Here is a 19641-nt window from a genome sequence, read left to right on the forward strand (position 1 = left end):
CGACCACCAGAGCAGCAAGCTCGTCATACGACGGACGCCCATCCCCGGTCACACGATGATCATCGCACCACGACAACCACCACACGACCGGGGACCTGACTAGTTACAAACCGTGTTCTAACCCTGTGCCGCAGCTCAGGACATCGCCGACAGTTGATGTCTCAGGACATCGCGGACACTGATCGGCCTGTCGGCGAGGTGACCAGGGCTTTCGTGGTGATCATGCGGCGATGGGCAGAACAGGGTTTTCGATGGATCCTGAGTTCGTCGCCGCGGTCGCCCGGGCCGCTCACGGCGAGAAGATCAACGTGGCGCGGTTCTGCCACGAGCACGGCGTGTCCCGGGACACCTTCTACAAGTACGTAACCCGGTTCCGCGCGGAAGGAGCCAGCGGGTTCACCCGCCGCAGCACCGCCCCAGCACCACCGCCCCAGCACCCTCGGCGCGGCGGTGGCCGAGGCGGTGCTGCGGGCCCGCAAGGAACTGGCCGACGAGGGCCTCGACAACGGCCCGATCTCCATCCGCTGGCGGCTCGAGGACACCGGGGTCACCCCGGTCCCGTCGCGGGCCTCGATCCACCGGATCCTGCGCGCCCACGGCCAGATCGTCCCGCAGCCGCGCAAGAAACCCCGGACCCGCCGCCGGTTCACCTACGCCGACCCCAACGGCTGCTGGCAGATCGACGGTATGGAGCACCGCCTCGCCGACGGCACCACGGTCTGCATCCTCCAGATCCACGGGTGGCCACTCCCGCCTCGACGTCGGCTCCTACGCCGCGGCCGGCGAAACCACCGCCGACACCTGGGCCGCGCTGCAACAGGCCTTCGCCGGCTACGGCGTCCCGGTGAAACTGCTCTCGGACAACGGGCTGGCCTTCACCGGCCGCCACCGCGGCTGGATGGTCCAGCTGGAACGCCACCTCGCCGAACTCGGGGTCACCAGCATCGCCTCCACCCCGCACCACCCACAGACCTGCGGCAAAAACGAACGCCTCCACCAGACCCTGCAGAAATGGCTCGCCGCCCGACCACCCGCCGAGAACCTTGCTGCCCTGCAACAGCTTCTCGACGAATACCGACAGGACTACAACAACCGCCGCCACCAAAGCCTCGACGGCCAGACACCCCAGCAACGCTACGACGCCCGCCCGAAAGCCACCCCCGCGACCGGGCCCCGCCGACCCAGCGGCGTCACCACCCGCCCCGTCTCGGCCACCGGGGTGATCGCCTTCTCCGGCTGCTCCATCGTCCTGGGACGCGCCTGGGCCCACCGCACCGCCACCATCTACTGGCAAGGCGACCGCGTCACCGCCATGATCGACGACACGGTCGCCCGCCAGCTCACGCTAGACCGCTCGGTACGCTACCAACGCCTCACCAACCAGAAACTGTCCGGGAAGTCCTGAGACATATCTGTCCGATATGTCCTGAGACAGCGCACAGGGTTCTAACCCTGTTTCCCACTCACGACCTCGCCGAGGATGAACTTCGCGGCCTGCTCCCCCACCAGCACCGCCGGGGCGTTCGTGTTGCCCGTCGTCACGCGCGGGAGGACCGAGGCGTCCGCGACGACCAGCCCGTCGAAACCGTGCACCGCCAGCTCCGGGTCCACCACCGACGAGGCGTCCGTGCCCATCCGGCACGTGCCGACCTGATGGTGGTAGGTGATCGCCGTCCGGCGCACGTACTCCCGGACGTCGTCCTCGGGCGCCGGGTACAGCTGACGCGCGCCCCACTCCGCGGCCAGCGCCGGGGCCAGGCCGACCGCGTGGCACTGCTCCACCGACGCCACCAGGCTCTCGAAGTCCGCCGGCGAAGACAACGCGCCCAAGTCGATCAACGGAGAGCCGTCCGGGGCCAGCCGGAGGCTTCCCCGGCTCTCCGGCGTCACCATGCCCGCCATCAGCGAGAACCCCGTCGGCGGGCCGGACATCCACGGCTCGTACATCGGGACGCTGAAACAGATCGGCTGCGTGTCCGGCACCGCCAGCCCCGGCCGGCTGCGCCAGAACCAGTGGACCTGCGTCACCGACCGGCCCGGCCAGGGCGTCACCTCCCGATCCGTCGCGAAGATCACCGGCGACAGGAGGTGGTCGTGGAGGTTGCGCCCCACCCCGGGCAGGTCCGCGACGACGTCGATGCCCGACGCGGCCAGTTCGTCCGCCGGGCCGACACCGCTGCGCAGCAGGATCGCCGGCGATCCCAGCGCACCCGCCGCGAGCACCACCAGGTCCGCCGACAGTTCCCGCACCGAGCCCTCGATGGACGCCACGACGCCGGTCACGCGCGAACCGGAGAACCGCAACCGGTGCACCGAAGCTCCCGTGTGGACAGTCATCCGCGAAGCCACCGGAGACCCGTAAGCGTGCCAGGTATTGAAACGCCGGCCGTTCCGCAAGGTGATCTGCTGGACCGACACCCCGTCCAGCGCACCACTGTTGTAGTCCGGGTTCACCGGCAAGCCCACGGAAACGCAAGCATCCATGATGGACTGCTGAACCGGGTGCAGCGGCGCGTTCGGGACGACCTCGAGGAGGTCCTTCTCGATCCGCTCGAACACCGGCACGACGTCGGCCCACGTCCAGCCGGGCAGGCCCCAGCCGTCGTAGTCGGCGGGAGCGCCGCGGACCCAGATCATCGCGTTGAGCGCGTGCGACCCGCCGAGCACCTTGCCCCGCGGCAGGTGCAGCCGCCGGCCCGCCGCGTGCGGCTGCGGGACCGTGTGGAAGTCCCAGTCCTCCGGCCCGTGCCAGAGCTCCCCCGCCCGGGCCGGGTCGTGGATGGCGGGGTTCCCGTCCGGGCCGCCCGCTTCCAGGAGCGTCACCGCCGCGCCCGCGTCCACCAGCCGTCGCGCCACCACCGAGCCGGCCGAGCCGGCGCCCACCACGATCACGTCCATGCGCTTCAGCCTGACGTGCGTCCCGGCCGGCGGAGCGCGTTCCTTCGCCGTCGGTCAACGGGCATGCGTGAGCGGACAAGACCCGCGGCGCCCCGGCGCCCGATACTCGGCTCACCCAAGGCCGAGGAGGAACCCGGGATGGCGACACGCCTGTGCATCGACGGACAGTGGACCGAGGCCGGTGGCGGGACGATCCCGACGCTCGACCCGGCCACCGGCCGCGTGCTCGAAGAGGTCGGCACGGCGTCGAAGGCCGATGTCGACGCCGCCGTCGCGGCCGCCCGGCAGGCCCTGAGCACGCCTGAGTGGGCCGGGCTCCTGCCCGTCCGCCGCGCCGCGCTGCTGTTCCGCCTGGCCGACCTCGTCGAGCAGCACCACGAAGAGCTGGCCCGGCTGGAAACGCTCGACCAGGGGCAGCCGATCGGCGTGTCCCGGCAGGTGAGCGTCACCGGCGCGGCCGAGCACTTCCGCTACTTCGCGGGCTGGGTGACGAAGCTGCAGGGCACGACGAACCCGGTGTCGTTCCCGGACACCCTGCACTACACCCGCCGCGAGCCGGTCGGGGTGAACGCGCTGATCACGCCGTGGAACTTCCCGCTGATGATCCTCGCCTGGAAGCTCGCGCCGGCACTCGCCACCGGCAACACCGTGGTGATCAAGCCCAGCGAGGTCACGCCGCTGACCAGCATCCGGCTGGTCGAGCTGGTCCACGAAGCCGGGATCCCGGCGGGCGTGGTCAACCTCGTCACCGGCGACGGCGCGGTCGGCGCCCTGCTGACCGGGCACGCGGACGTCGACCACGTCTCCTACACCGGCTCGACGGCCGTCGGGAAGCTGATCACCGCGGCGAGTGCGGCGTCCAACCTCAAGCGGCTCACCCTCGAACTCGGCGGGAAGGCCCCGAGCATCATCGCCGCCGACGCCGACCTCGACGCCGCCGTGGCCGGCAACCTCGCCGGAGCGACGCTCAACACCGGCCAGGTCTGCGCCGCCTACACGCGGTTCTACGTCGATCGCAAGCGCGAGCAGGAGTTCGTCGAGAAGCTGGCCCGCGGTCTCGATGGCCTGCGGATCGGTCCCGGCACCGACGAGACCACGCAGCTCGGCCCGCTGGTGTCCGAGAAGCACCGCGAACACGTCGACTTCCTCGTCGGCACCGGCCGCGAGCAGGGCGCCGAACTGGTCACCGGCGGGAACCCGGTCGAGCGCGACGGCTACTTCTACGCCCCGACGCTCTTCGCGGGCGTCCGCGACGACATGGCGATCATGCGCGAAGAGATCTTCGGCCCGGTCCTGGCCGTGACCGCCTACGACGACGGCGACGAGCTCCTCGCCCGCGCCAACGACACCGAGTACGGCCTCGCCGCGACGGTGTGGACGCGCGACCTGCGCACCGCCCAGCGCTACGCCGACGGCATCCGGGCCGGCGCGGTGTTCGTCAACATGCCGCCGGTCCCGGACATGGCCGCGCCGTGGGGCGGCTACAAGGCGTCCGGCTGGGGCCGCGAGATGGGCCCGTGGGCCCTCGACGCCTACACCGAGACGAAGTCCGTGTGGCTGCACTACGGCGGGTGAAAGGGGGTTTCCCCGGGCCATCGATCGTATATTATTTGAAATATCTTCCCGCACCGGCAGGCAGGAACCACGGATGACCAGCATCGCGCGGCCCGGCAAGATCATCGCGCTGCACCTCAACTACCGCTCCCGCGCCGCCCAGCGCGGCCGCGTCCCGGAGCAGCCGTCGTACTTCCTCAAGCCGCCGACGTCCGTGGCGGCGAGCGGCACGGCGCTCGAACGCCCGGCCGGCACCGAGCTGCTGGGCTTCGAAGGCGAGATCGCGCTGGTCATCGGCCGCACCGCCCGCCGCGTCACCCCCGAAGACGGCTGGTCGTACGTCGGCGGCGTCACCGCGGCCAACGACTTCGGCGTGTACGACCTGCGCTACGCCGACAAGGGCAGCAACCTGCGGTCGAAGGGCGGCGACGGCTTCACCCCGCTCGGCCCGGCGGTCCTGCCCGCCGAAGACGTCGATCCGGCCGCACTGCGGCTGCGCACCTGGCTCAACGGCGAGCTGGTCCAGGAGGACACCACCGGCGACCTGCTGTTCGGCTTCGGCCGCCTGGTCGCCGACCTCTCCCAGCTGATCACCCTCGACCCCGGCGACGTCGTCCTGACCAGCACCCCCGCGGGCGCCTCGGTCGCCATCCCCGGCGACGTCGTCGAGGTCGAGGTCGACACGGCCGGGCACACCACCGGCCGGCTGGTCACGCCGATCACCGAGGGCACCATCCCGTTCGCGCCGTACGGCGCCATCCCCCGCGCCGACGACCGGCAACGAGCGGACGCTTACGGCACCGCCGAGCCCGGCTTCGAGCTGACGCCGGAACTGCGCGATAAGCTCGAGTCCGTAGGCACCGCAACCCTTTCCGCGCAACTGCGCAAGCGCGGCTACGACGCGGTGTCGATCGACGGGCTCACCTCCACGCGGCCGGGCACCCGGCTGACCGGCCGCGCCCGCACCCTGCGCTACCTGCCCTACCGCGAAGACCTGTTCAAGAAGCACGGCGGCGGCTACAACGCGCAGAAACGCGCGATCGACGGCCTCGGCCCCGGCGACGTCCTCGTCATGGAGGCCCGCGGGGAACGCGGCACCGGGACCGTCGGCGACATCCTCGCGCTGCGGGCCCAGGTGCGCGGCGCCGCCGGGATCGTCACCGACGGCGGGGTCCGCGACCTCGCCGCGGTGTCCGCTTTGGACATTCCCACCTACCACGCCGGGCCGCACCCGGCGGTGCTCGGCCGCCGGCACGTGCCGTGGGACGTCGACGTCGCGATCGCGTGCGGCGGCGCGGCCGTCTGTCCCGGCGACGTGATCGCGGGCGACGCCGACGGGGTCCTCGTCATCCCGCCGGACCTCGTCGAGGAGATCGTCGACGCGGCGATCGAACAGGAGCTGCAGGAGACGTTCATCGCCGAGCAGGTCGCCGCGGGCGAGCGCGTCGAAGGCCTCTACCCGATGGACGAGTACTGGCGCGGGAGGTATGCCGCATGGCTCGCGAAGCGGTGAACGGCGCCGCGCTGAGCAAGTCGCGGATCGCCTACGAGTGGATCAAGGCCCGGATCGCCGACGGCACCTTCTCCCCCGGCTACCGCCTCGTCCTCGGCCAGCTCGCCCAGGAACAGGGGGTCAGCGTGGTCCCCATCCGCGAGGCGATCCGGCTCCTGGAGGCCGAGGGGCTGGTGACGTTCGAACGCCACGTCGGCGCGCAGGTCGCGATGGTCGACGAAAGCGAGTACCAGCACACGATGCAGACCCTCGCGCTGGTCGAGGGCTACGCCGCGGCACTCGCCGCGCCCCATCTGCCGCCGGGTTCGCTCGAGCAGGCGCGGGCTCTCAACGCCGACCTGGCGGACTGCCTCGGGCACTTCGAGCCGGCCCGGTTCACCGCGCTGAACCGGGACTTCCACGCCGTGCTGTTCGGCGCCTGCCCCAACCCGCAGGTCCTGGACCTGGTCCGACGCGGGTGGGACCGGCTCAGCGGGCTGCGCACCTCGACGTTCAGCTTCGTGCCCGGCCGGGCACGGCAGTCCGTGGCCGAGCACGAGCAGATCCTCGGCCTGCTCGGCGACGGCGCTCCCGCGGCCGATGTCGAACAGGCCGTCCGCGCCCACCGGCTGGCGACGCTCGACGCATTCCTCGCCCACCGCCATCCCTGACGCAGAAAGGCACCCCATGCGATTCCGCTCCGACCCCCAGGCCATCCGCGGGTCGATCGCGCCGCTGATGACGCCGTTCACGGCCGACGGCGCGGTGGACCACGACGGCCTGCGCAACCTCGTGCGCTGGCAGCTCGCTTGGGGCACGCACGGCATCTCGATCGGCGGCTCGACCGGCGAGCCGGGCTCGCAGACCGTCGCCGAACGCGCCGAGGCGATCCGCACGGTCGCCGCCGAAGTCGGTGACCAGGTGCCGTTCGTCCCGGGGACCGGCTCGGCGAAGCTCGACGAGACCCTCGAGCTGACCGCCGCCGCGCGCGACGCCGGGATCGACGCGGCACTCGTCATCACGCCGTACTACGCCCGGCCCACCCAGGACGCGCTGTTCGTCTGGTACCGCACGGTCTGCCGGGAGTTCCCCGACCTGCCGATCGTCGCCTACAACGTGCCGAGCCGGACCGCCGTCGACCTCGCGCCGGAGACGGTCGCGAAGCTCTACCGCTCCTGCGGCAACTTCGTCGGGATCAAGGAGACGACGAAGGACTTCGAGCACTTCTCCCGCGTGCTGCACCTGTGCGGACGCGAGCTGCTCGTGTGGTCCGGGATCGAGCTGCTTTGCCTGCCGCTGCTGGCCCTCGGCGGCGCGGGATTCGTGAGCGCGACGGCCAACATCGCCCCCGCCGCCTGCGCCGAGATGTACACCGCGTGGCAGTCCGGCGACCACGAACGGGCGCGCGAGATCCACTACGGCCTGCACCCGCTGGTGGACCTGCTGTTCGTCGAGACCAACCCGGCGCCCGGGAAGTGGGTCCTCGAACAGCGCGGGCTGATCGCGTCCGGGCACGTGCGGCTGCCGCTGATCACGCCGACCGAACGCGGCGTCGCCCGGATCAAGGAGCTCATGGCGGAAGGCTCCCGATACCTCAGCTCGGCCGAAGGCTTCACCGTGGAGGGAAAGGCATGACCCACTATGTCCCGGAAGGACTGCCGGGCGAGCTGAAGCACTACATCGGTGGTGAGCTCGTCAACAGCGTGTCCGGCAAGACGTTCGACGTGCTCGACCCGGTGTCGAACACCCCGTACGTGACCGCCGCCGCCGGCCAGGCCGAGGACGTCGACCGGGCCGTCGCCGCGGCGCGCCGGGCCTTCACCGACGGGCCGTGGCCGCGGATGCTGCCGCGGGCCCGCGCGCGGGTGCTGAACAAGATCGCCGACGCCGTCGAAGCGCAGGACGCCCGGCTGGCCGAGCTGGAGACGTTCGACACCGGCCTGCCGATCACCCAGGCGCTCGGGCAGGCCCAGCGGGCCGCCGAGAACTTCCGGTTCTTCGCCGACCTCGTCGTCGCGCAGGCCGACGACACCTACCAGGTGCCCGGGCGGCAGGTGAACTACGTGCACCGCAAGCCGGTCGGCGTCGCCGGGCTGATCACGCCGTGGAACACGCCGTTCATGCTGGAGAGCTGGAAGCTCGCGCCCGCGCTGGCCTCGGGGTGCACGGTCGTGCTGAAGCCGGCCGAGTTCACGCCGCTGTCGGCGAGCCTGTGGGCGGGGATCTTCGCCGGCGCCGGGCTGCCCGACGGCGTGTTCAACCTGGTCAACGGCTTCGGCGAGGAAGCGGGTGACGCGCTGGTCAAGCACCCGGACGTCCCGCTGATCTCGTTCACCGGCGAGTCCACGACCGGCCAGACGATCTTCCGCAACTGCGCGACCGGCCTCAAGGGCATGTCGATGGAGCTGGGCGGCAAGTCCCCGGCGATCGTGTTCGCCGACGCCGACCTCGACGCCGCGCTCGACTCGACGCTGTTCGGCGTGTTCTCCCTCAACGGCGAACGCTGCACGGCCGGCAGCCGGATCCTCGTCGAGCGCCCGATCTACGACGAGTTCTGCGCGCGGTACGCGGCGCGCGCTCGCGACATCGTGGTCGGTGACCCGCACGACCCGGCCACCGAGGTCGGCGCGCTGGTGCACCCGGAGCACTACGAGAAGGTGATGAGCTACGTCGAGCTCGGCAAGTCCGAAGGCCGGCTGCTCGCGGGCGGTGGCCGTCCGTCCGGTTCGGACAGTGGCAACTACGTGGCGCCGACGGTGTTCGCCGACGTGCCTTCGTCCGCAAGGATCTTCCAGGAGGAGATCTTCGGGCCGGTCGTCGCGCTGACGCCGTTCGACACCGAGGCCGAAGCTTTGGCACTGGCCAACGACGTCAAGTACGGGCTCGCCGCCTACCTCTGGACGTCGAACCTCGAGCGCGCACACACCTTCGCGCAGTCGGTCGAGGCCGGGATGGTCTGGCTGAACTCGCACAACGTCCGTGACCTGCGGACGCCGTTCGGTGGGGTCAAGGCGTCCGGCCTCGGCCACGAAGGCGGCTACCGCTCGCTCGACTTCTACACCCACCAGCAAGCGATCCACGTCTCGCTCGGGCCGGTGCACACCACCCGGTTCGGCAGCGTCCGGAAGGGACAGTCATGACCGCCACCCCGCCGGACGTCCTCCGCTGCGCGTACGCCGAGCTCGTCGTCACCGACCTGGCGGCGTCACGGGCGTTCTACGTCGACGTGCTCGGGCTCGTCGTGACCCACGAGGATTCCGAAGCGCTGTACCTGCGGGCGTTCGAGGAATACCTGCACCATTCGCTGGTTCTGCGGAAGGGAGCCACGCCGGCGCTCGGCGTGCTGGCGTACCGCGTTCGAAGCGCTGCCGACCTCGACCTGGCCGAGGCGTACTACCGCGAGCTCGGCTGCCGGGTCGAGCGGCGGGCGGCCGGCGCGACCCGCGGCATCGGCGAGGCGGTGCGGGTCGTCGACCCGCTCGGGTTCCCGGTGGAGTTCTTCCACGCGGCCGAGCACGTCGAGCGGTTCACGCAGCGCTACGACGTCCACGGCGCCGGCGCACTGTCGCGATTGGACCACTTCAACCTGGACACCCCGGACGTCCCGGCGGCCCGGAAGTACTACGAGGGCCTGGGTTTCCGCGTGTCCGAAGACATCCAGGACGAGGACGGCACGGTGTACGCGGCGTGGATGTTCCGCAAGCCGACGGTGCACGACGTCGCCCTGACCGGCGGCGACGGCCCGCGGCTGCACCACATCGCGTTCGCGTCGCACGAACGGCACCAGATCCTGCACATCTGCGACCACCTGGGCGCGCTGCGCAAACCGGGGATGATCGAACGCGGGCCGGGCCGGCACGGCGTGTCGAACGCGTTCTACCTCTACGTCCGCGACCCCGACGGGCACCGCATCGAGATCTACACGCACGACTACTACACCGGCGACCCGGACAACCCGGTGATCACCTGGGACGTGCACGACAACCAGCGCCGTGACTGGTGGGGCAACCCGGTGGTGCCGAGCTGGTACACCGACGCGTCGGTGGTGCTGGACCTGTCCGGTGAGGTTCAGCCGGTCGTCGCCCGGGCCGAGCCGCGCGAAGCCGACGTCACCATCGGCGCGGACGGGTTCTCCTTCAGCACCGGGGAGGCGGAGTTCAAGCTAGGCGAGCAGGTGTGAGAACCACGCGCGCGAGCGGTTCAGGACGTCGACCTGGTGGCCGCGTTCGCGGATCGAATGGTTCTCGCGGGGATAGACGACGAACTCGTGGTGCTTCTCGCCGAGGGCGCAGTGGAGGAGTTCGGCCTGAGAGAGCGGCACGTTGGTGTCGTCCTCGCCGTGCAGGATGAGGACGGGCGTGCGGATCTTCCCGGCGTGGGTGATCGGGCTGTTCTCCGCACCGCCGAGCGCCGCTTCGAACCGGCTGTGCTCGCCGGTGGCGGCCAGCAGCGGCCAGTCGATGACCCCCGCGCCCACGACGGCCGCGGCGAAGCGGTCGGTCTGGGTGACGGCCCAGGCGGCGAAGAACCCGCCGTGGCTCCAGCCGCCGATCCCGAGCCGGGTTTCGTCGGCGACGCCGTCGTGCACGAGGAGGTCGATGCCGGCGAGGACGTCGGTGTACTCCGCGCCGCCGACGTCCCCGGCGACGCTGACGGCGAAGGCGTGGCCGTGGCCGAGGCCGCCGCGCGCGTTCGGGAGGAAGACCGCGAAACCGGCGGCGGCGAGCCACTGGCCCGAGGGGTACCAGCCGAGGTTGAAGCGGTCGGCGTACCGGTCGTGGGGCCCGCCGTGGACCAGGGTGACCAGCGGGAAGGGGCCGTCGGCTTTCGTCTTTCCCGGCGGGAGGATCAGGAGGCCGTCGAGGTCGAGGCCGTCCGGGGCCCGGTAGTGCAGCCGGTGCTGGGTACCCCAGGTTCCGTCCGGGACGGTTCGGCTGAGGCGAGTGAGGTCGTGCGGCGGGCCGGCGTGGATCTCGTCGGGTTCGGCTCCGGTGCTCGCGACCAGGGCGATCACCCGGCCGTCGCGGCTCGCGGTCAGGGAGGCGCCGTGAACCTGGGCGACCTTCGTGAAGCCGGCGTCGACGCGGCGGACGGTCGTGTCCAGTCCTTCGGCGAACAGGGCGAGCGGCGGGCCTTCGCCGACCTGGACGAGTTCGGTCGGGCAGATCTCGAGGCCTTCGGTGAGGTTCTCGGTGACGTTGAAGATCGCGGTGCCGCCGATCAGGCCGGGCGGGGTCAGGCCGAGGTAGGCGAGGTGCCATTCGGTGCCGTCGTGCCACCAGGCCGGGTCGGTTGCTTCGAGGGCCGGGGTGCCGAGGTCACGGGTCTCGCCGGTGGCGGGGTCGACGAGGTGGAGCCCGGGTTCGAAGACGCCGGGAGCGTGGTCGGCGCAGGACCACGTGAAGACGGCGAGCGCCGTCCCGTCCGGGCGGGCGGCGACCTCGCGGACGTGCCGGTCACCGAGAGTGCCGAGGGGACGGATCGTGGCGGTGGCGAGGTCGAGCAGCCAGAGCCGGTCGGGGCGGTCCAGGGTGTCCCAGGCGCCGGACGGGCTGGAGTGGTCCCGCCGAGTGCCGGTCGGCCCGGGCGGCTGGTCCTCGCTTGGCCGGTCGGAGCGGTCCCGGCTGCCCCAGACCCGAGACGCGCTGGGGTCGTCCCGGTGGGTTCCGGCCTGCCCGGCCGGCTGGTCCTCGCTTGGCCGGACGCTCCGGACCCGTGGGTCACCCGCGCGGTCCGCCGCATCCGGCCCGATCACCACGACCGACTTTGAGCCCGGCAGCGGCACATGACCGCTCACTCCCGCGGCCTGCTCCGTCAGCCGCTCGGGATCACCGCCGTCCAGGCCGATCCGGTAAAGCTGCGCCGTGCCCCGCTCGACCCGATCCGACAGGAAGAACACCGTGCCGGAGTCCGCGGCCCACCGCGGCGAATGATTCTCGGCGACGCCGGCCGCAAGTTCCCGGGCGGGCGCGCTCCCGTCGGCCGGGGCGAGCCACAACCCGCTCACCGGGAACCGGTCCACCCGGCCCACCGGCGCCGTCACGTACACGACCCACCGGCCGTCCGGGGAGATTCGCGGGTCGCGCGGCACAATCCGGTCGACGACCTGCTCCGCCGTCAGTTCCCCCACGTCCATGGGGCCAGTCTGCCCGAAACTAACGGACCAGCGCCGCCAGGAGATCCTCGTGGTTCCCCGGCGAACGCAGCGCCGGCGCTTCGAGCGTTCCGGCCTCCGGGTCACCGGCGCGGATCGCCGCCAGGAACCGGACCACCGCCCGGGGCTCGGGCAGCACCGAACCGCCGAGATACGACAAAACCGTCGCGCCGTCGCGGTCCTCGACCGCCGCCGCCCAGCCGTGTGTCTCGTCCCAGACCAGCGCCAGGTCGCGTCCGGGGAACCGGGTCAAGCGCCAGTCGAGCGCGATGTACGCCGCCGCGGGAGTTCCCGAGTCCAGGGTGCAGGACTCCAGCCCGACCCCCACCGCGCGGGCCACCGCGGCGACGTACCCGCGCAGCCCCCGCTCGAACGAGAACTCCGTGTCGCGCCCGAAATCGATCAGAATGCTCAACGCCGCCTCGCTTTCCCCAGGTCGCCGCGGGATCCCCGCGGTCCGTGCCCGGATACCCGCCTTCGCCGTGATCAACCACGAAGATCCGATGTTCATGCCCGGCAGCACAGTGCGCCCGCCCTCGCCGTGAGGCAGGATCGGGACGTGACCATCGATCAGGCCGGGGTGCCGGAAGCCCGTCCGGGCCCGGCGTTCCCCGAGCACGAAGCCCGCGTCGACGACCTGCGCGGGCAGCTCACCGCGATCAGCGGCGAAGCCACCGTCCGGCTCGCGAAGCGGACATCCAACCTCTTCCGCTCCCGGGCCGCCGCGAAACACCCCGGACTGGACGTATCCGGCTTCACGCACGTACTGCGCGTCGACCCCGAAAGCCGCACCGCCGACGTCGAAGGGATGGTCACCTACGAACAGCTTGTCGACGCCACGCTGCCGCACGGCCTGATGCCCCTGGTCGTCCCGCAGCTCAAGACCATCACCCTCGGCGGCGCCGTCACCGGGCTCGGCATCGAGTCCTCGTCCTTCCGCAACGGCATGCCGCACGAGTCGGTGCTCGAGCTGGAGATCCTCACCGGGGACGGCCGGATCGTCGTCGCCACCCCCGGCAACGAGCACGCCGCCCTCTTCCGCGGCTTCCCCAACTCCTACGGCACCCTCGGCTACGCGCTACGCCTGAAGATCGTGCTCGAGCCCGTGAAGCCGTTCGTCGAGCTTCACCACGTCCGCTACGACGACCGGGACAGCTACTTCCGCGCCCTCACCGAGGCCTGCGACAGCGGCGAGCACGACTTCGTCGACGGCACGGTGTTCGGCCCCGACGAGCTGTACCTCACCCTGGCCAGGTTCACCGACACCGCGCCCGCGACCAGCGACTACACCTGGCTCGACATCTACTACCGCTCGATCCGGGCCCGCGAGACCGACCACCTCACCGTCCGCGACTACCTCTGGCGCTGGGACACCGACTGGTTCTGGTGCTCCCGCGCGTTCGGCGTCCAGCACCGGCTGCCCCGGCTGCTGCTCGGCCGCCGGTTCCTGCGGTCCTCCGTCTACTGGAAGGCCGTGGCGCTCGAGCGCCGGTTCAAGATCGCGCAGCGGCTGCTCAAGCTCCGCCGCCTGCCGCCGGAAGAGACGATCGTCCAAGATATCGAGGTGCCGGTCGGCCGCGCCGCCGAGTTCCTCGAGTTCTTCGAGCGGGAGATCCCGATCAGCCCGGTCTGGGTCTGCCCCCTGCGGCAGCGTCCCGGCGGCGTGCGCTGGCCCCTCTACGAGCTGGACCCCGAAGCGCTCTACGTCAACTTCGGGTTCTGGTCGGCCGTGCCGCTCGACCCCGGTGAGCGCGACGGCGTGCACAACCGGATGATCGAGAGCGAAGTCACCCGGCTGGGCGGCCACAAGTCGCTCTATTCGGACAGCTTCTACGCCGAAGACGAGTTCTGGCGGCTCTACAACGGCGACACCTACCGGGAACTCAAGCGGACCTACGACCCGGACGAGCGGCTGCTCGGCCTCTACGAGAAATGTGTCCGCCGCCGGTGAAAGGAACGAACGTGACCCAGGCAAGCACCCCGGTCGGCGAGGTCTTCGAGCGCCTCCTCGGCCCCCGCGCGACCGTGTCGATCACCGCCTACGACGGCAGCAGCAGCGGCCCGGCCGACGCGCCGGTCTCGATCCACGTGCGCTCGCCGCTGGCGCTGGACTACCTGATGTCCTCCCCCGGCGACCTCGGCCTCGCCCGCGCGTACGTCGCGGGCGCGCTCGACGTCATCGGCGACCTCTACACCGCGCTGCACGCGCTGGCGGCCCAGGTCGACCAGCTCACCCCGGCCGACCGGCTGTGGCTGCTGCGCAAGCTCGGCGCCCGCCACCTGCGGGTCGTCAAGCCGCCCGCCGAGGAGCACCCGAGCCGGATCCGGCGCGGGATGACCGCGCTGCGGCACTCGAAGGGCCGCGACAGCGAGGCCATCGCCAGCCACTACGACGTGTCCAACCGGTTCTACGAGTTCGTCCTCGGCCCGTCGATGGCCTACACGTGCGCGGTGTACCCGGAGGCCGGGGCCTCGCTGGAGGAGGCGCAGGAGCACAAGTTCGACCTGGTCTGCCGCAAGCTCGGCCTCGAACCGGGGATGAAGCTGCTCGACGTCGGCTGTGGCTGGGGCGGCATGGTCGCGCACGCCGTCCGGCACTACGGCGTCGAGGCGCTCGGCGTCACGCTCTCGCGCGAGCAGGCCCAGTGGGCGCAGAAGAACATCGTCTCCCTCGGCCTGGCCGACCGCGCCGAGATCCGTCATCTCGACTACCGGGACGTCACCGAGACCGGCTTCGACGCGATCTCGTCGATCGGCCTGACCGAGCACATCGGGGCCCGCAACGTGCCCGGCTACTTCCGGTTCCTCGCGGCCAAGCTCAAGCCGCACGGGCGCCTGCTCAACCACTGCATCACGAACCCGGACACCAGCGTCGCCCACCGCTCGCGCGGGTTCATCGACCGCTACGTCTTCCCGGACGGCGAGCTCGAGGCGCCCGGCGAGCTCGTCACGGCCATGCACGACGCCGGCCTGGAGGTCAGGCACTCGGAGAACCTCCGCGAGCACTACGCGCTGACGCTGGCCGGCTGGTGCGCCAACCTCGACGAACACTGGGACGAGGCGGTCGCCGAAGCGGGCGCCGGCCGCAGCCGGGTGTGGGCGCTCTACCTGGCCGCCTGCCGGCTGGCCTTCGAACGCCGCGAGATCGAACTGCACCAGATCCTCGGCGTCCGGACCGACAGCGAGGGCGGCATGGGGATGCCGCTGCGCCCCGATTGGGGAGTTTGACCACCGGGGCTGGCCAGTCTCGGCCGGTGATGCGAGGATAGTGCCGAGACCGGGCGTCCGAACGGGACGTCCAGGCTCACCAAAAAAGAGTAGGTATGGGTATGGCTCAGGGCAGTGTCAAGTGGTTCAACGGTGAAAAGGGCTTCGGCTTCATCGCGCAGGACGGCGGGGGTCCGGACGTGTTCGTCCACTACTCCGAGATCCAGGGCAGCGGCTTCAAGTCGCTCGACGAGGGTCAGCGCGTGGAGTTCGAGATCGGCCAGGGTCAGAAGGGCCCCCAGGCCCAGCGCGTGAGCGTCATCTGAGCCACGAGGCACCGAAGGCCCTCGCCCCCACGGGGCGGGGGCCTTTCTCGTTGGCGGCCACACGGCAGGTTCACAACATTCCTGTAACGTGGGTGGTGTCGAGAGCCCCTCGGATACCGGCGTCCAGCCGGTCCCGCTCCCGGCTGGTGGCCCGTCCGGGCGATCGCCCACAGGAGTGGCGACGCGTCCGGCCCACCGCAGACCGCTGACCGCCGGGTGTTCCCGCTCCCCGGCCGCCGCACGTGAGCCCGGACCTCCGCTCCGCGCGCGATGACCCCCGAAACGAGTAGTGCATGACAGCCTCCCTGAAGGCTCCCCGTCCCGTCGCCAAACCCGTGCTCTCGGGCCGCCAGACCGTGGCCGAGCTGATCACCATCCGCACGTTCCTGCTGGTCCCGTTCCTCGCGCTCGCCGCGGCCGTCCCGGTGTTCTGGGGCTGGGGTGTCAGCTGGCTCGACCTCACCATCGGCGGCGGGTTCTTCCTGGTGTCGACGCTCGGCATCACCGTCGGCTACCACCGCTACTTCACCCACGGCGCGTTCCGCGCGAAGCGGGCCCTGCGGATCGCCCTGGCCATCGCCGGCGGGCTCGCCGCGCAGGGTCCGGTGATCGGCTGGGTCGCCGACCACCGCCGCCACCACGCGTTCTCCGACCGCGAGGGCGACCCGCACTCCCCCTGGCTGTTCGGCACGTCCCCGGTGGCCCTGGCCCGCGGCTTCTGGCACGCCCACATGGGCTGGCTCTTCGGGCGCGACAAGACCAACGTCGACCGGTTCGCCCCGGACCTCGAGGCCGACCGCGACATCCGCGTCGTCGACCGGCTCTTCCCGCTGTGGGTGGTGGTGAGCCTGCTGCTCCCGACGCTGCTCGGCGGCCTCCTCACGCTGTCGTGGTGGGGCGCGCTGACCGCGTTCCTCTGGGCCGGCCTGGCACGGATCTCGTTCCAGCACCACGTGACGTGGTCGGTGAACTCGATCTGCCACATGATCGGCGAGCGCCCGTTCGCCAGCCGCGACCGGTCGGCGAACTTCTGGCCGCTGGCGATCCTGTCGATGGGCGAGTCCTGGCACAACACCCACCACGCGGACCCGACGTCGGCCCGCCACGGCGCGCAGCGCGGGCAGATCGACATCTCCGCCCGGGTGATCTGGGTGTTCGAGAAGCTCGGCTGGGCGTGGAACGTCCGCTGGCCGACCGCCAAGCGGCTGGCCGCGCTGGCCCGATGACCACCGTCGCCCTGACCTTCGACGACGGCCCGTACCCCGAGACGACGCCGGCGCTGCTGGCCGCGCTCGGCGGGGTGCGGGCGACGTTCTTCCTGTGGGGCGAGCACGCCGCGGCGCACCCCGCGCTGGTCCGGGCGATCGCGGCGGCCGGGCACACGATCGGCAACCACACGTGGACGCACCCGCGGCTCACCGGTCTCGACGCCGGTACCCGAGACGAGGAGGTCCGGCGCACGCAGGACCTCCTCGCCGAGCTCACCGGGACCCGCCCGGCGTTGTTCCGGCCGCCCTACGGCGACACCGGCCCCACGGTGGCGGAGACCATCGCCGGGCACGGGCTCACCGAGGTCCTGTGGACCGTCGACACCCGCGACTGGGACGGCGCCTCGGCGGACGAGGTCGAGGCCGCGGCATCGCTCGTCGAACCGGGCGGGGTCGTCCTCATGCACGAAGGCCGCCCGGCGACGGTCGAAGCCGTACCCCGGATCCTCACGGCCCTCGCCGCCCGCGGCCTGCGGCCGGTCCCGCTCAAGGGTTGATGCGCAGGTAGGCGGGCTTCGGCTGCAGGTTCTCGTCGAACAGGCAGGCCGCACCCTCGCCCGGGAAGACGTCCGGGACCCACGAATGCCGGTCCGTGAAGCCCCACGTCGTGAACTCCACGCACCGGCGGACCGCCTGGCAGCCGTCCCACAGCCGGTCGAAGTAGCTCGCCTGCGTGTCGAGCTTCGCCGCGTCCGGCGGGGTCGGGATCCGGACGTCGGCCTCGGTGATCGCCACGTCCACGCCGAGCTTCGTCAGGCGGGCCAGGTTCTCGCGGTACTCCCCCGGGAAGCCGTACTGGATCGACAGGTGCGCCTGGACGCCGACGCCGCCGATCGGGACGCCCTGCCGCCGGAGCGTCTTCACGAGGTCGTACACCGCGTCGCTCTTCGGGTTGCGGCCCTCGATGTTGTAGTCGTTGATGTACAGCGTCGCCGACGGGTCGGCCGCGTGCGCCCAGCGGAACACGTCCGCCACGAAGCCGTCGCCGAGCTTCTGCCGGAACACCGTGTCGCGGCGCGTTCCGTCCTCGTTGAACAGCTCGTTGACGACGTCCCAGGCGCGGATCTTTCCCTTGTACCGCTTGACTTCCGTGGTGATGTGGTCCCGCAGGACGCGGCGCAGCTCGCCGGCGGGCAGCGCGGCCACCCAGTCCGGCAGCTGCGAGTGCCAGACCAGCGTGTGGCCGCGGACGGTCTTGTGGTGCGTTTGCGCGTACCGGACGATCGCGTCGGCACCCGACCAGTCGTACTGGCCACGAACGGCCTCGACCGTCCCCCATTTCATCTCGTTCTCGGGCGTCACGTTGTCGAATTCACGGGTCAGCACGGCGCGGTAATCGGCTTCGTTCGCCAGGTACGACGCCGCCACCGCGCTCCCGACGTAGCGGTGGGTGATGTCTTTCAGCGGAACGGCCGCCGAAGCCGCGGGCGCCTGCCACACGGCAATGCCCGCGACGACCGCGACCGTCAGCAGGGCACGTTTAATAGGAATACTTCTCAGCATCTCTTTCCTCCGATTTCCGAAACTTTCGAGGTGTGTCAAACCGGGTTTCGATGACCTAGAATCTCCTTCATGACAACGAAGTCTGACGATTCCGAGCCGATCGCCTCCCGGGTCACCATCGCCCGGATCGCCGCCGAGACGGGGGTTTCCGTCCCGACTGTTTCGAAAGTGCTGAACGGCCGCCCCGACGTCGCCGAAAGCACCCGCGCGCGGGTCGAAGCGGTCATCGGGAAATACGGTTACCGCCGCCGTGCCGACGAACGGTCCCGCCGTTCGCGATTGCTGGAACTGATGTTCCACGAACTCGAAAGCACGTGGGCACTCGAAATCATCCGCGGCGTCGAATGCGTAGCCCGCGAAAACGGGATGGCGGTCGTGCTCGCGGAATCGTCGGGCCGGCACACGCCCGGGCAGAGCTGGCTGGAGAGCGTGCTGGCGCGGCGGCCGGTCGGCATCGTTTCGGTGTGCTCCGACTTCACCGGCGGGCAGCTGGCGAAGCTGCGGGCCCGTGACATCCCGCTCGTCGTGGTCGACCCGGCCGGCGCGCCGGGGCCGGAGACGCCCTCGATCGGGGCCACGAACTGGCAGGGCGGGCTGACCGCCACCCGGCACCTGGTGGAGCTGGGGCACCGCCGGATCGCGATGATCGGCGGGCCGGACGGGGTGCTGTGCAGCCGGGCCCGGATCGACGGGTACCGCACGGCGCTGGAGACGGCCGGACTGGCGTTCGACCCGGCGCTGGTGCGCCGCGGCGACTTCCACGTCCGGTCCGGCTACCGCGAGCTGGCGTCATTGCTGACCCTCCCCGACCGCCCGACGGCGGTGTTCGCGGGCAGCGACCTGCAGGCCCTGGGCGTGTACGAGGCCGCGCGCGACGCGGGGCTCCGGATCCCGGACGACCTGAGCGTGATCGGCTTCGACGACCTGCCGGTGGCCCGCTGGCTGACCCCGGAGCTGACGACGATCCGCCAGCCGTTGCAGGAGATGGCGGCCGCGGGGGCGAGACTGGCGATCTCGCTGGCCCGTGGGACGCATCCGGAAAGCCACCGGCTGGAGCTGGCGACGAGTCTGGTGGTCCGCCACAGCACGGCCGCCCCGGCACACGAGGTGGTCGCGGCCGGCCGGGGATAACCGGCCGCCGACGGACTTCCGGGCACCGGAACTGTCGGTGCCCGCCGGTAGAGTGGAAGACGGGGGGCGCCCCTGCGGGCGGGCGTCCAGCGGGATTCCGGGCCTGCC

General features: G+C 71.2%; 18 protein-coding genes. 14 read left to right on the forward strand and 4 right to left on the reverse strand.

Translation table 11 applies throughout. From position 1 onward, the window contains the following. Nucleotides 1-251 precede the first annotated feature (251 nt). Together QQ657_RS48550 and QQ657_RS48555 are read left to right on the forward strand one after the other, a co-directional pair. A complete protein-coding gene (locus QQ657_RS48550; protein WP_284749226.1) occupies nucleotides 252-848 on the forward strand; it encodes a helix-turn-helix domain-containing protein in 597 nt (198 codons plus the stop codon). After that, nucleotides 845-1405 carry an integrase core domain-containing protein gene (locus QQ657_RS48555; RefSeq protein ID WP_284749227.1) on the forward strand — a complete coding sequence of 187 codons (561 nt, stop codon included), beginning with the start codon at nucleotides 845-847 and terminating at the stop codon, nucleotides 1403-1405. The genes QQ657_RS48550 and QQ657_RS48555 overlap by 4 nt, the downstream gene beginning before the upstream one ends. Before the next feature lie 41 nt (nucleotides 1406-1446). On the opposite strand, the gene QQ657_RS48560 is transcribed toward QQ657_RS48555, so the two are convergent. Beyond that, a complete protein-coding gene (locus QQ657_RS48560; protein WP_284749228.1) occupies nucleotides 1447-2898 on the reverse strand; it encodes a GMC family oxidoreductase in 1452 nt (483 codons plus the stop codon). A 138-nt stretch (nucleotides 2899-3036) separates the two neighbouring features. Between QQ657_RS48560 and QQ657_RS48565 the strand changes: the two genes are divergently transcribed. The 6 genes from QQ657_RS48565 to hpaD all read left to right on the forward strand — a co-directional run bounded on the left by QQ657_RS48565 (nucleotide 3037) and on the right by hpaD (nucleotide 10124). Then, nucleotides 3037-4473, forward strand: a complete 1437-nt coding sequence (locus QQ657_RS48565; RefSeq protein WP_284749229.1) for an aldehyde dehydrogenase family protein — start codon at nucleotides 3037-3039, stop codon at nucleotides 4471-4473. A 73-nt stretch (nucleotides 4474-4546) separates the two neighbouring features. After that, a complete protein-coding gene (locus QQ657_RS48570; RefSeq protein ID WP_284749230.1) occupies nucleotides 4547-5965 on the forward strand; it encodes a fumarylacetoacetate hydrolase family protein in 1419 nt (472 codons plus the stop codon). Then, nucleotides 5947-6615 (forward strand): GntR family transcriptional regulator, encoded by a 669-nt coding sequence (locus QQ657_RS48575; RefSeq protein ID WP_284749231.1) that lies wholly within the window; start codon nucleotides 5947-5949, stop codon nucleotides 6613-6615. The genes QQ657_RS48570 and QQ657_RS48575 overlap by 19 nt, the downstream gene beginning before the upstream one ends. Nucleotides 6616-6631: 16 nt before the next feature. Continuing rightward, on the forward strand, nucleotides 6632-7579 hold the full coding sequence (gene dapA / locus QQ657_RS48580; protein ID WP_284749232.1) for a 4-hydroxy-tetrahydrodipicolinate synthase: 948 nt from the start codon (nucleotides 6632-6634) through the stop codon (nucleotides 7577-7579). After that, complete coding sequence (gene hpaE / locus QQ657_RS48585; RefSeq protein WP_284749233.1) at nucleotides 7576-9084, forward strand: 5-carboxymethyl-2-hydroxymuconate semialdehyde dehydrogenase; 1509 nt, start codon at nucleotides 7576-7578, stop codon at nucleotides 9082-9084. The genes dapA and hpaE overlap by 4 nt, the downstream gene beginning before the upstream one ends. After that, on the forward strand, nucleotides 9081-10124 hold the full coding sequence (gene hpaD, locus QQ657_RS48590) for a 3,4-dihydroxyphenylacetate 2,3-dioxygenase (RefSeq protein WP_284749234.1): 1044 nt from the start codon (nucleotides 9081-9083) through the stop codon (nucleotides 10122-10124). The genes hpaE and hpaD overlap by 4 nt, the downstream gene beginning before the upstream one ends. Here the strand turns inward: hpaD and QQ657_RS48595 are convergent. Together QQ657_RS48595 and QQ657_RS48600 are read right to left on the reverse strand one after the other, a co-directional pair. Beyond that, nucleotides 10107-12080: a S9 family peptidase gene (locus QQ657_RS48595; protein WP_284749235.1), complete on the reverse strand. Its 1974-nt coding sequence runs from the start codon at nucleotides 12078-12080 to the stop codon at nucleotides 10107-10109. The two genes, hpaD and QQ657_RS48595, sit on opposite strands and share 18 nt — an antisense overlap. 19 nt (nucleotides 12081-12099) lie before the next feature. Further along, nucleotides 12100-12513 (reverse strand): DUF6292 family protein, encoded by a 414-nt coding sequence (locus tag QQ657_RS48600; RefSeq protein WP_284749236.1) that lies wholly within the window; start codon nucleotides 12511-12513, stop codon nucleotides 12100-12102. Between the two features lie 144 nt (nucleotides 12514-12657). Here QQ657_RS48600 and QQ657_RS48605 point away from each other — a divergent pair, with 144 nt between their 5' ends. The 5 genes from QQ657_RS48605 to QQ657_RS48625 all read left to right on the forward strand — a co-directional run bounded on the left by QQ657_RS48605 (nucleotide 12658) and on the right by QQ657_RS48625 (nucleotide 17396). Continuing rightward, on the forward strand, nucleotides 12658-14049 hold the full coding sequence (locus tag QQ657_RS48605) for an FAD-binding oxidoreductase (protein WP_284749237.1): 1392 nt from the start codon (nucleotides 12658-12660) through the stop codon (nucleotides 14047-14049). Further along, nucleotides 14031-15326: an SAM-dependent methyltransferase gene (locus tag QQ657_RS48610; protein ID WP_284749238.1), complete on the forward strand. Its 1296-nt coding sequence runs from the start codon at nucleotides 14031-14033 to the stop codon at nucleotides 15324-15326. Before QQ657_RS48605 ends, QQ657_RS48610 begins: the two co-directional genes overlap by 19 nt. 101 nt (nucleotides 15327-15427) lie before the next feature. Further along, a complete protein-coding gene (locus QQ657_RS48615; RefSeq protein ID WP_004558414.1) occupies nucleotides 15428-15631 on the forward strand; it encodes a cold-shock protein in 204 nt (67 codons plus the stop codon). 293 nt (nucleotides 15632-15924) lie between these two features. Further along, the gene (locus QQ657_RS48620; RefSeq protein ID WP_284749239.1) at nucleotides 15925-16857 is read left to right on the forward strand and encodes an acyl-CoA desaturase; all 933 of its coding nucleotides are present in this window, start codon (nucleotides 15925-15927) and stop codon (nucleotides 16855-16857) included. Beyond that, nucleotides 16854-17396 carry a polysaccharide deacetylase family protein gene (locus QQ657_RS48625; protein WP_284749240.1) on the forward strand — a complete coding sequence of 181 codons (543 nt, stop codon included), beginning with the start codon at nucleotides 16854-16856 and terminating at the stop codon, nucleotides 17394-17396. Before QQ657_RS48620 ends, QQ657_RS48625 begins: the two co-directional genes overlap by 4 nt. Here the strand turns inward: QQ657_RS48625 and QQ657_RS48630 are convergent. Further along, nucleotides 17386-18402, reverse strand: coding sequence for an endo-1,4-beta-xylanase (locus QQ657_RS48630; protein WP_284749241.1), 1017 nt, complete (start codon nucleotides 18400-18402; stop codon nucleotides 17386-17388). The genes QQ657_RS48625 and QQ657_RS48630 overlap by 11 nt on opposite strands. Before the next feature lie 69 nt (nucleotides 18403-18471). Between QQ657_RS48630 and QQ657_RS48635 the strand changes: the two genes are divergently transcribed. Continuing rightward, entirely contained in the window at nucleotides 18472-19533 is a 1062-nt protein-coding gene (locus QQ657_RS48635) for a LacI family DNA-binding transcriptional regulator (RefSeq protein ID WP_284749242.1), read from the forward strand. Nucleotides 19534-19641 lie beyond the last annotated feature (108 nt).

The sequence above is a fragment of the Amycolatopsis ponsaeliensis genome (assembly GCF_030182635.1).
Lineage (GTDB): Bacteria > Actinomycetota > Actinomycetes > Mycobacteriales > Pseudonocardiaceae > Amycolatopsis > Amycolatopsis ponsaeliensis.

What these genes read in the sequence shown, in the direction of transcription:
- QQ657_RS48595 (WP_284749235.1), bottom strand. Translation starts at nt 12,080, where the DNA reads ATGGACGTGGGGGAACTGACGGCGGAGCAGGTCGTCGACCGGATTGTG.
- QQ657_RS48570 (WP_284749230.1), top strand. Translation starts at nt 4,547, where the DNA reads ATGACCAGCATCGCGCGGCCCGGCAAGATCATCGCGCTGCACCTCAAC.
- QQ657_RS48615 (WP_004558414.1), top strand. Translation starts at nt 15,428, where the DNA reads ATGGCTCAGGGCAGTGTCAAGTGGTTCAACGGTGAAAAGGGCTTCGGC.
- QQ657_RS48565 (WP_284749229.1), top strand. Translation starts at nt 3,037, where the DNA reads ATGGCGACACGCCTGTGCATCGACGGACAGTGGACCGAGGCCGGTGGC.
- QQ657_RS48630 (WP_284749241.1), bottom strand. Translation starts at nt 18,402, where the DNA reads ATGCTGAGAAGTATTCCTATTAAACGTGCCCTGCTGACGGTCGCGGTC.
- QQ657_RS48620 (WP_284749239.1), top strand. Translation starts at nt 15,925, where the DNA reads ATGACAGCCTCCCTGAAGGCTCCCCGTCCCGTCGCCAAACCCGTGCTC.
- QQ657_RS48575 (WP_284749231.1), top strand. Translation starts at nt 5,947, where the DNA reads ATGGCTCGCGAAGCGGTGAACGGCGCCGCGCTGAGCAAGTCGCGGATC.
- hpaE (WP_284749233.1), top strand. Translation starts at nt 7,576, where the DNA reads ATGACCCACTATGTCCCGGAAGGACTGCCGGGCGAGCTGAAGCACTAC.
- QQ657_RS48635 (WP_284749242.1), top strand. Translation starts at nt 18,472, where the DNA reads ATGACAACGAAGTCTGACGATTCCGAGCCGATCGCCTCCCGGGTCACC.
- QQ657_RS48560 (WP_284749228.1), bottom strand. Translation starts at nt 2,898, where the DNA reads ATGGACGTGATCGTGGTGGGCGCCGGCTCGGCCGGCTCGGTGGTGGCG.
- dapA (WP_284749232.1), top strand. Translation starts at nt 6,632, where the DNA reads ATGCGATTCCGCTCCGACCCCCAGGCCATCCGCGGGTCGATCGCGCCG.
- hpaD (WP_284749234.1), top strand. Translation starts at nt 9,081, where the DNA reads ATGACCGCCACCCCGCCGGACGTCCTCCGCTGCGCGTACGCCGAGCTC.
- QQ657_RS48610 (WP_284749238.1), top strand. Translation starts at nt 14,031, where the DNA reads ATGTGTCCGCCGCCGGTGAAAGGAACGAACGTGACCCAGGCAAGCACC.
- QQ657_RS48625 (WP_284749240.1), top strand. Translation starts at nt 16,854, where the DNA reads ATGACCACCGTCGCCCTGACCTTCGACGACGGCCCGTACCCCGAGACG.
- QQ657_RS48550 (WP_284749226.1), top strand. Translation starts at nt 252, where the DNA reads ATGGATCCTGAGTTCGTCGCCGCGGTCGCCCGGGCCGCTCACGGCGAG.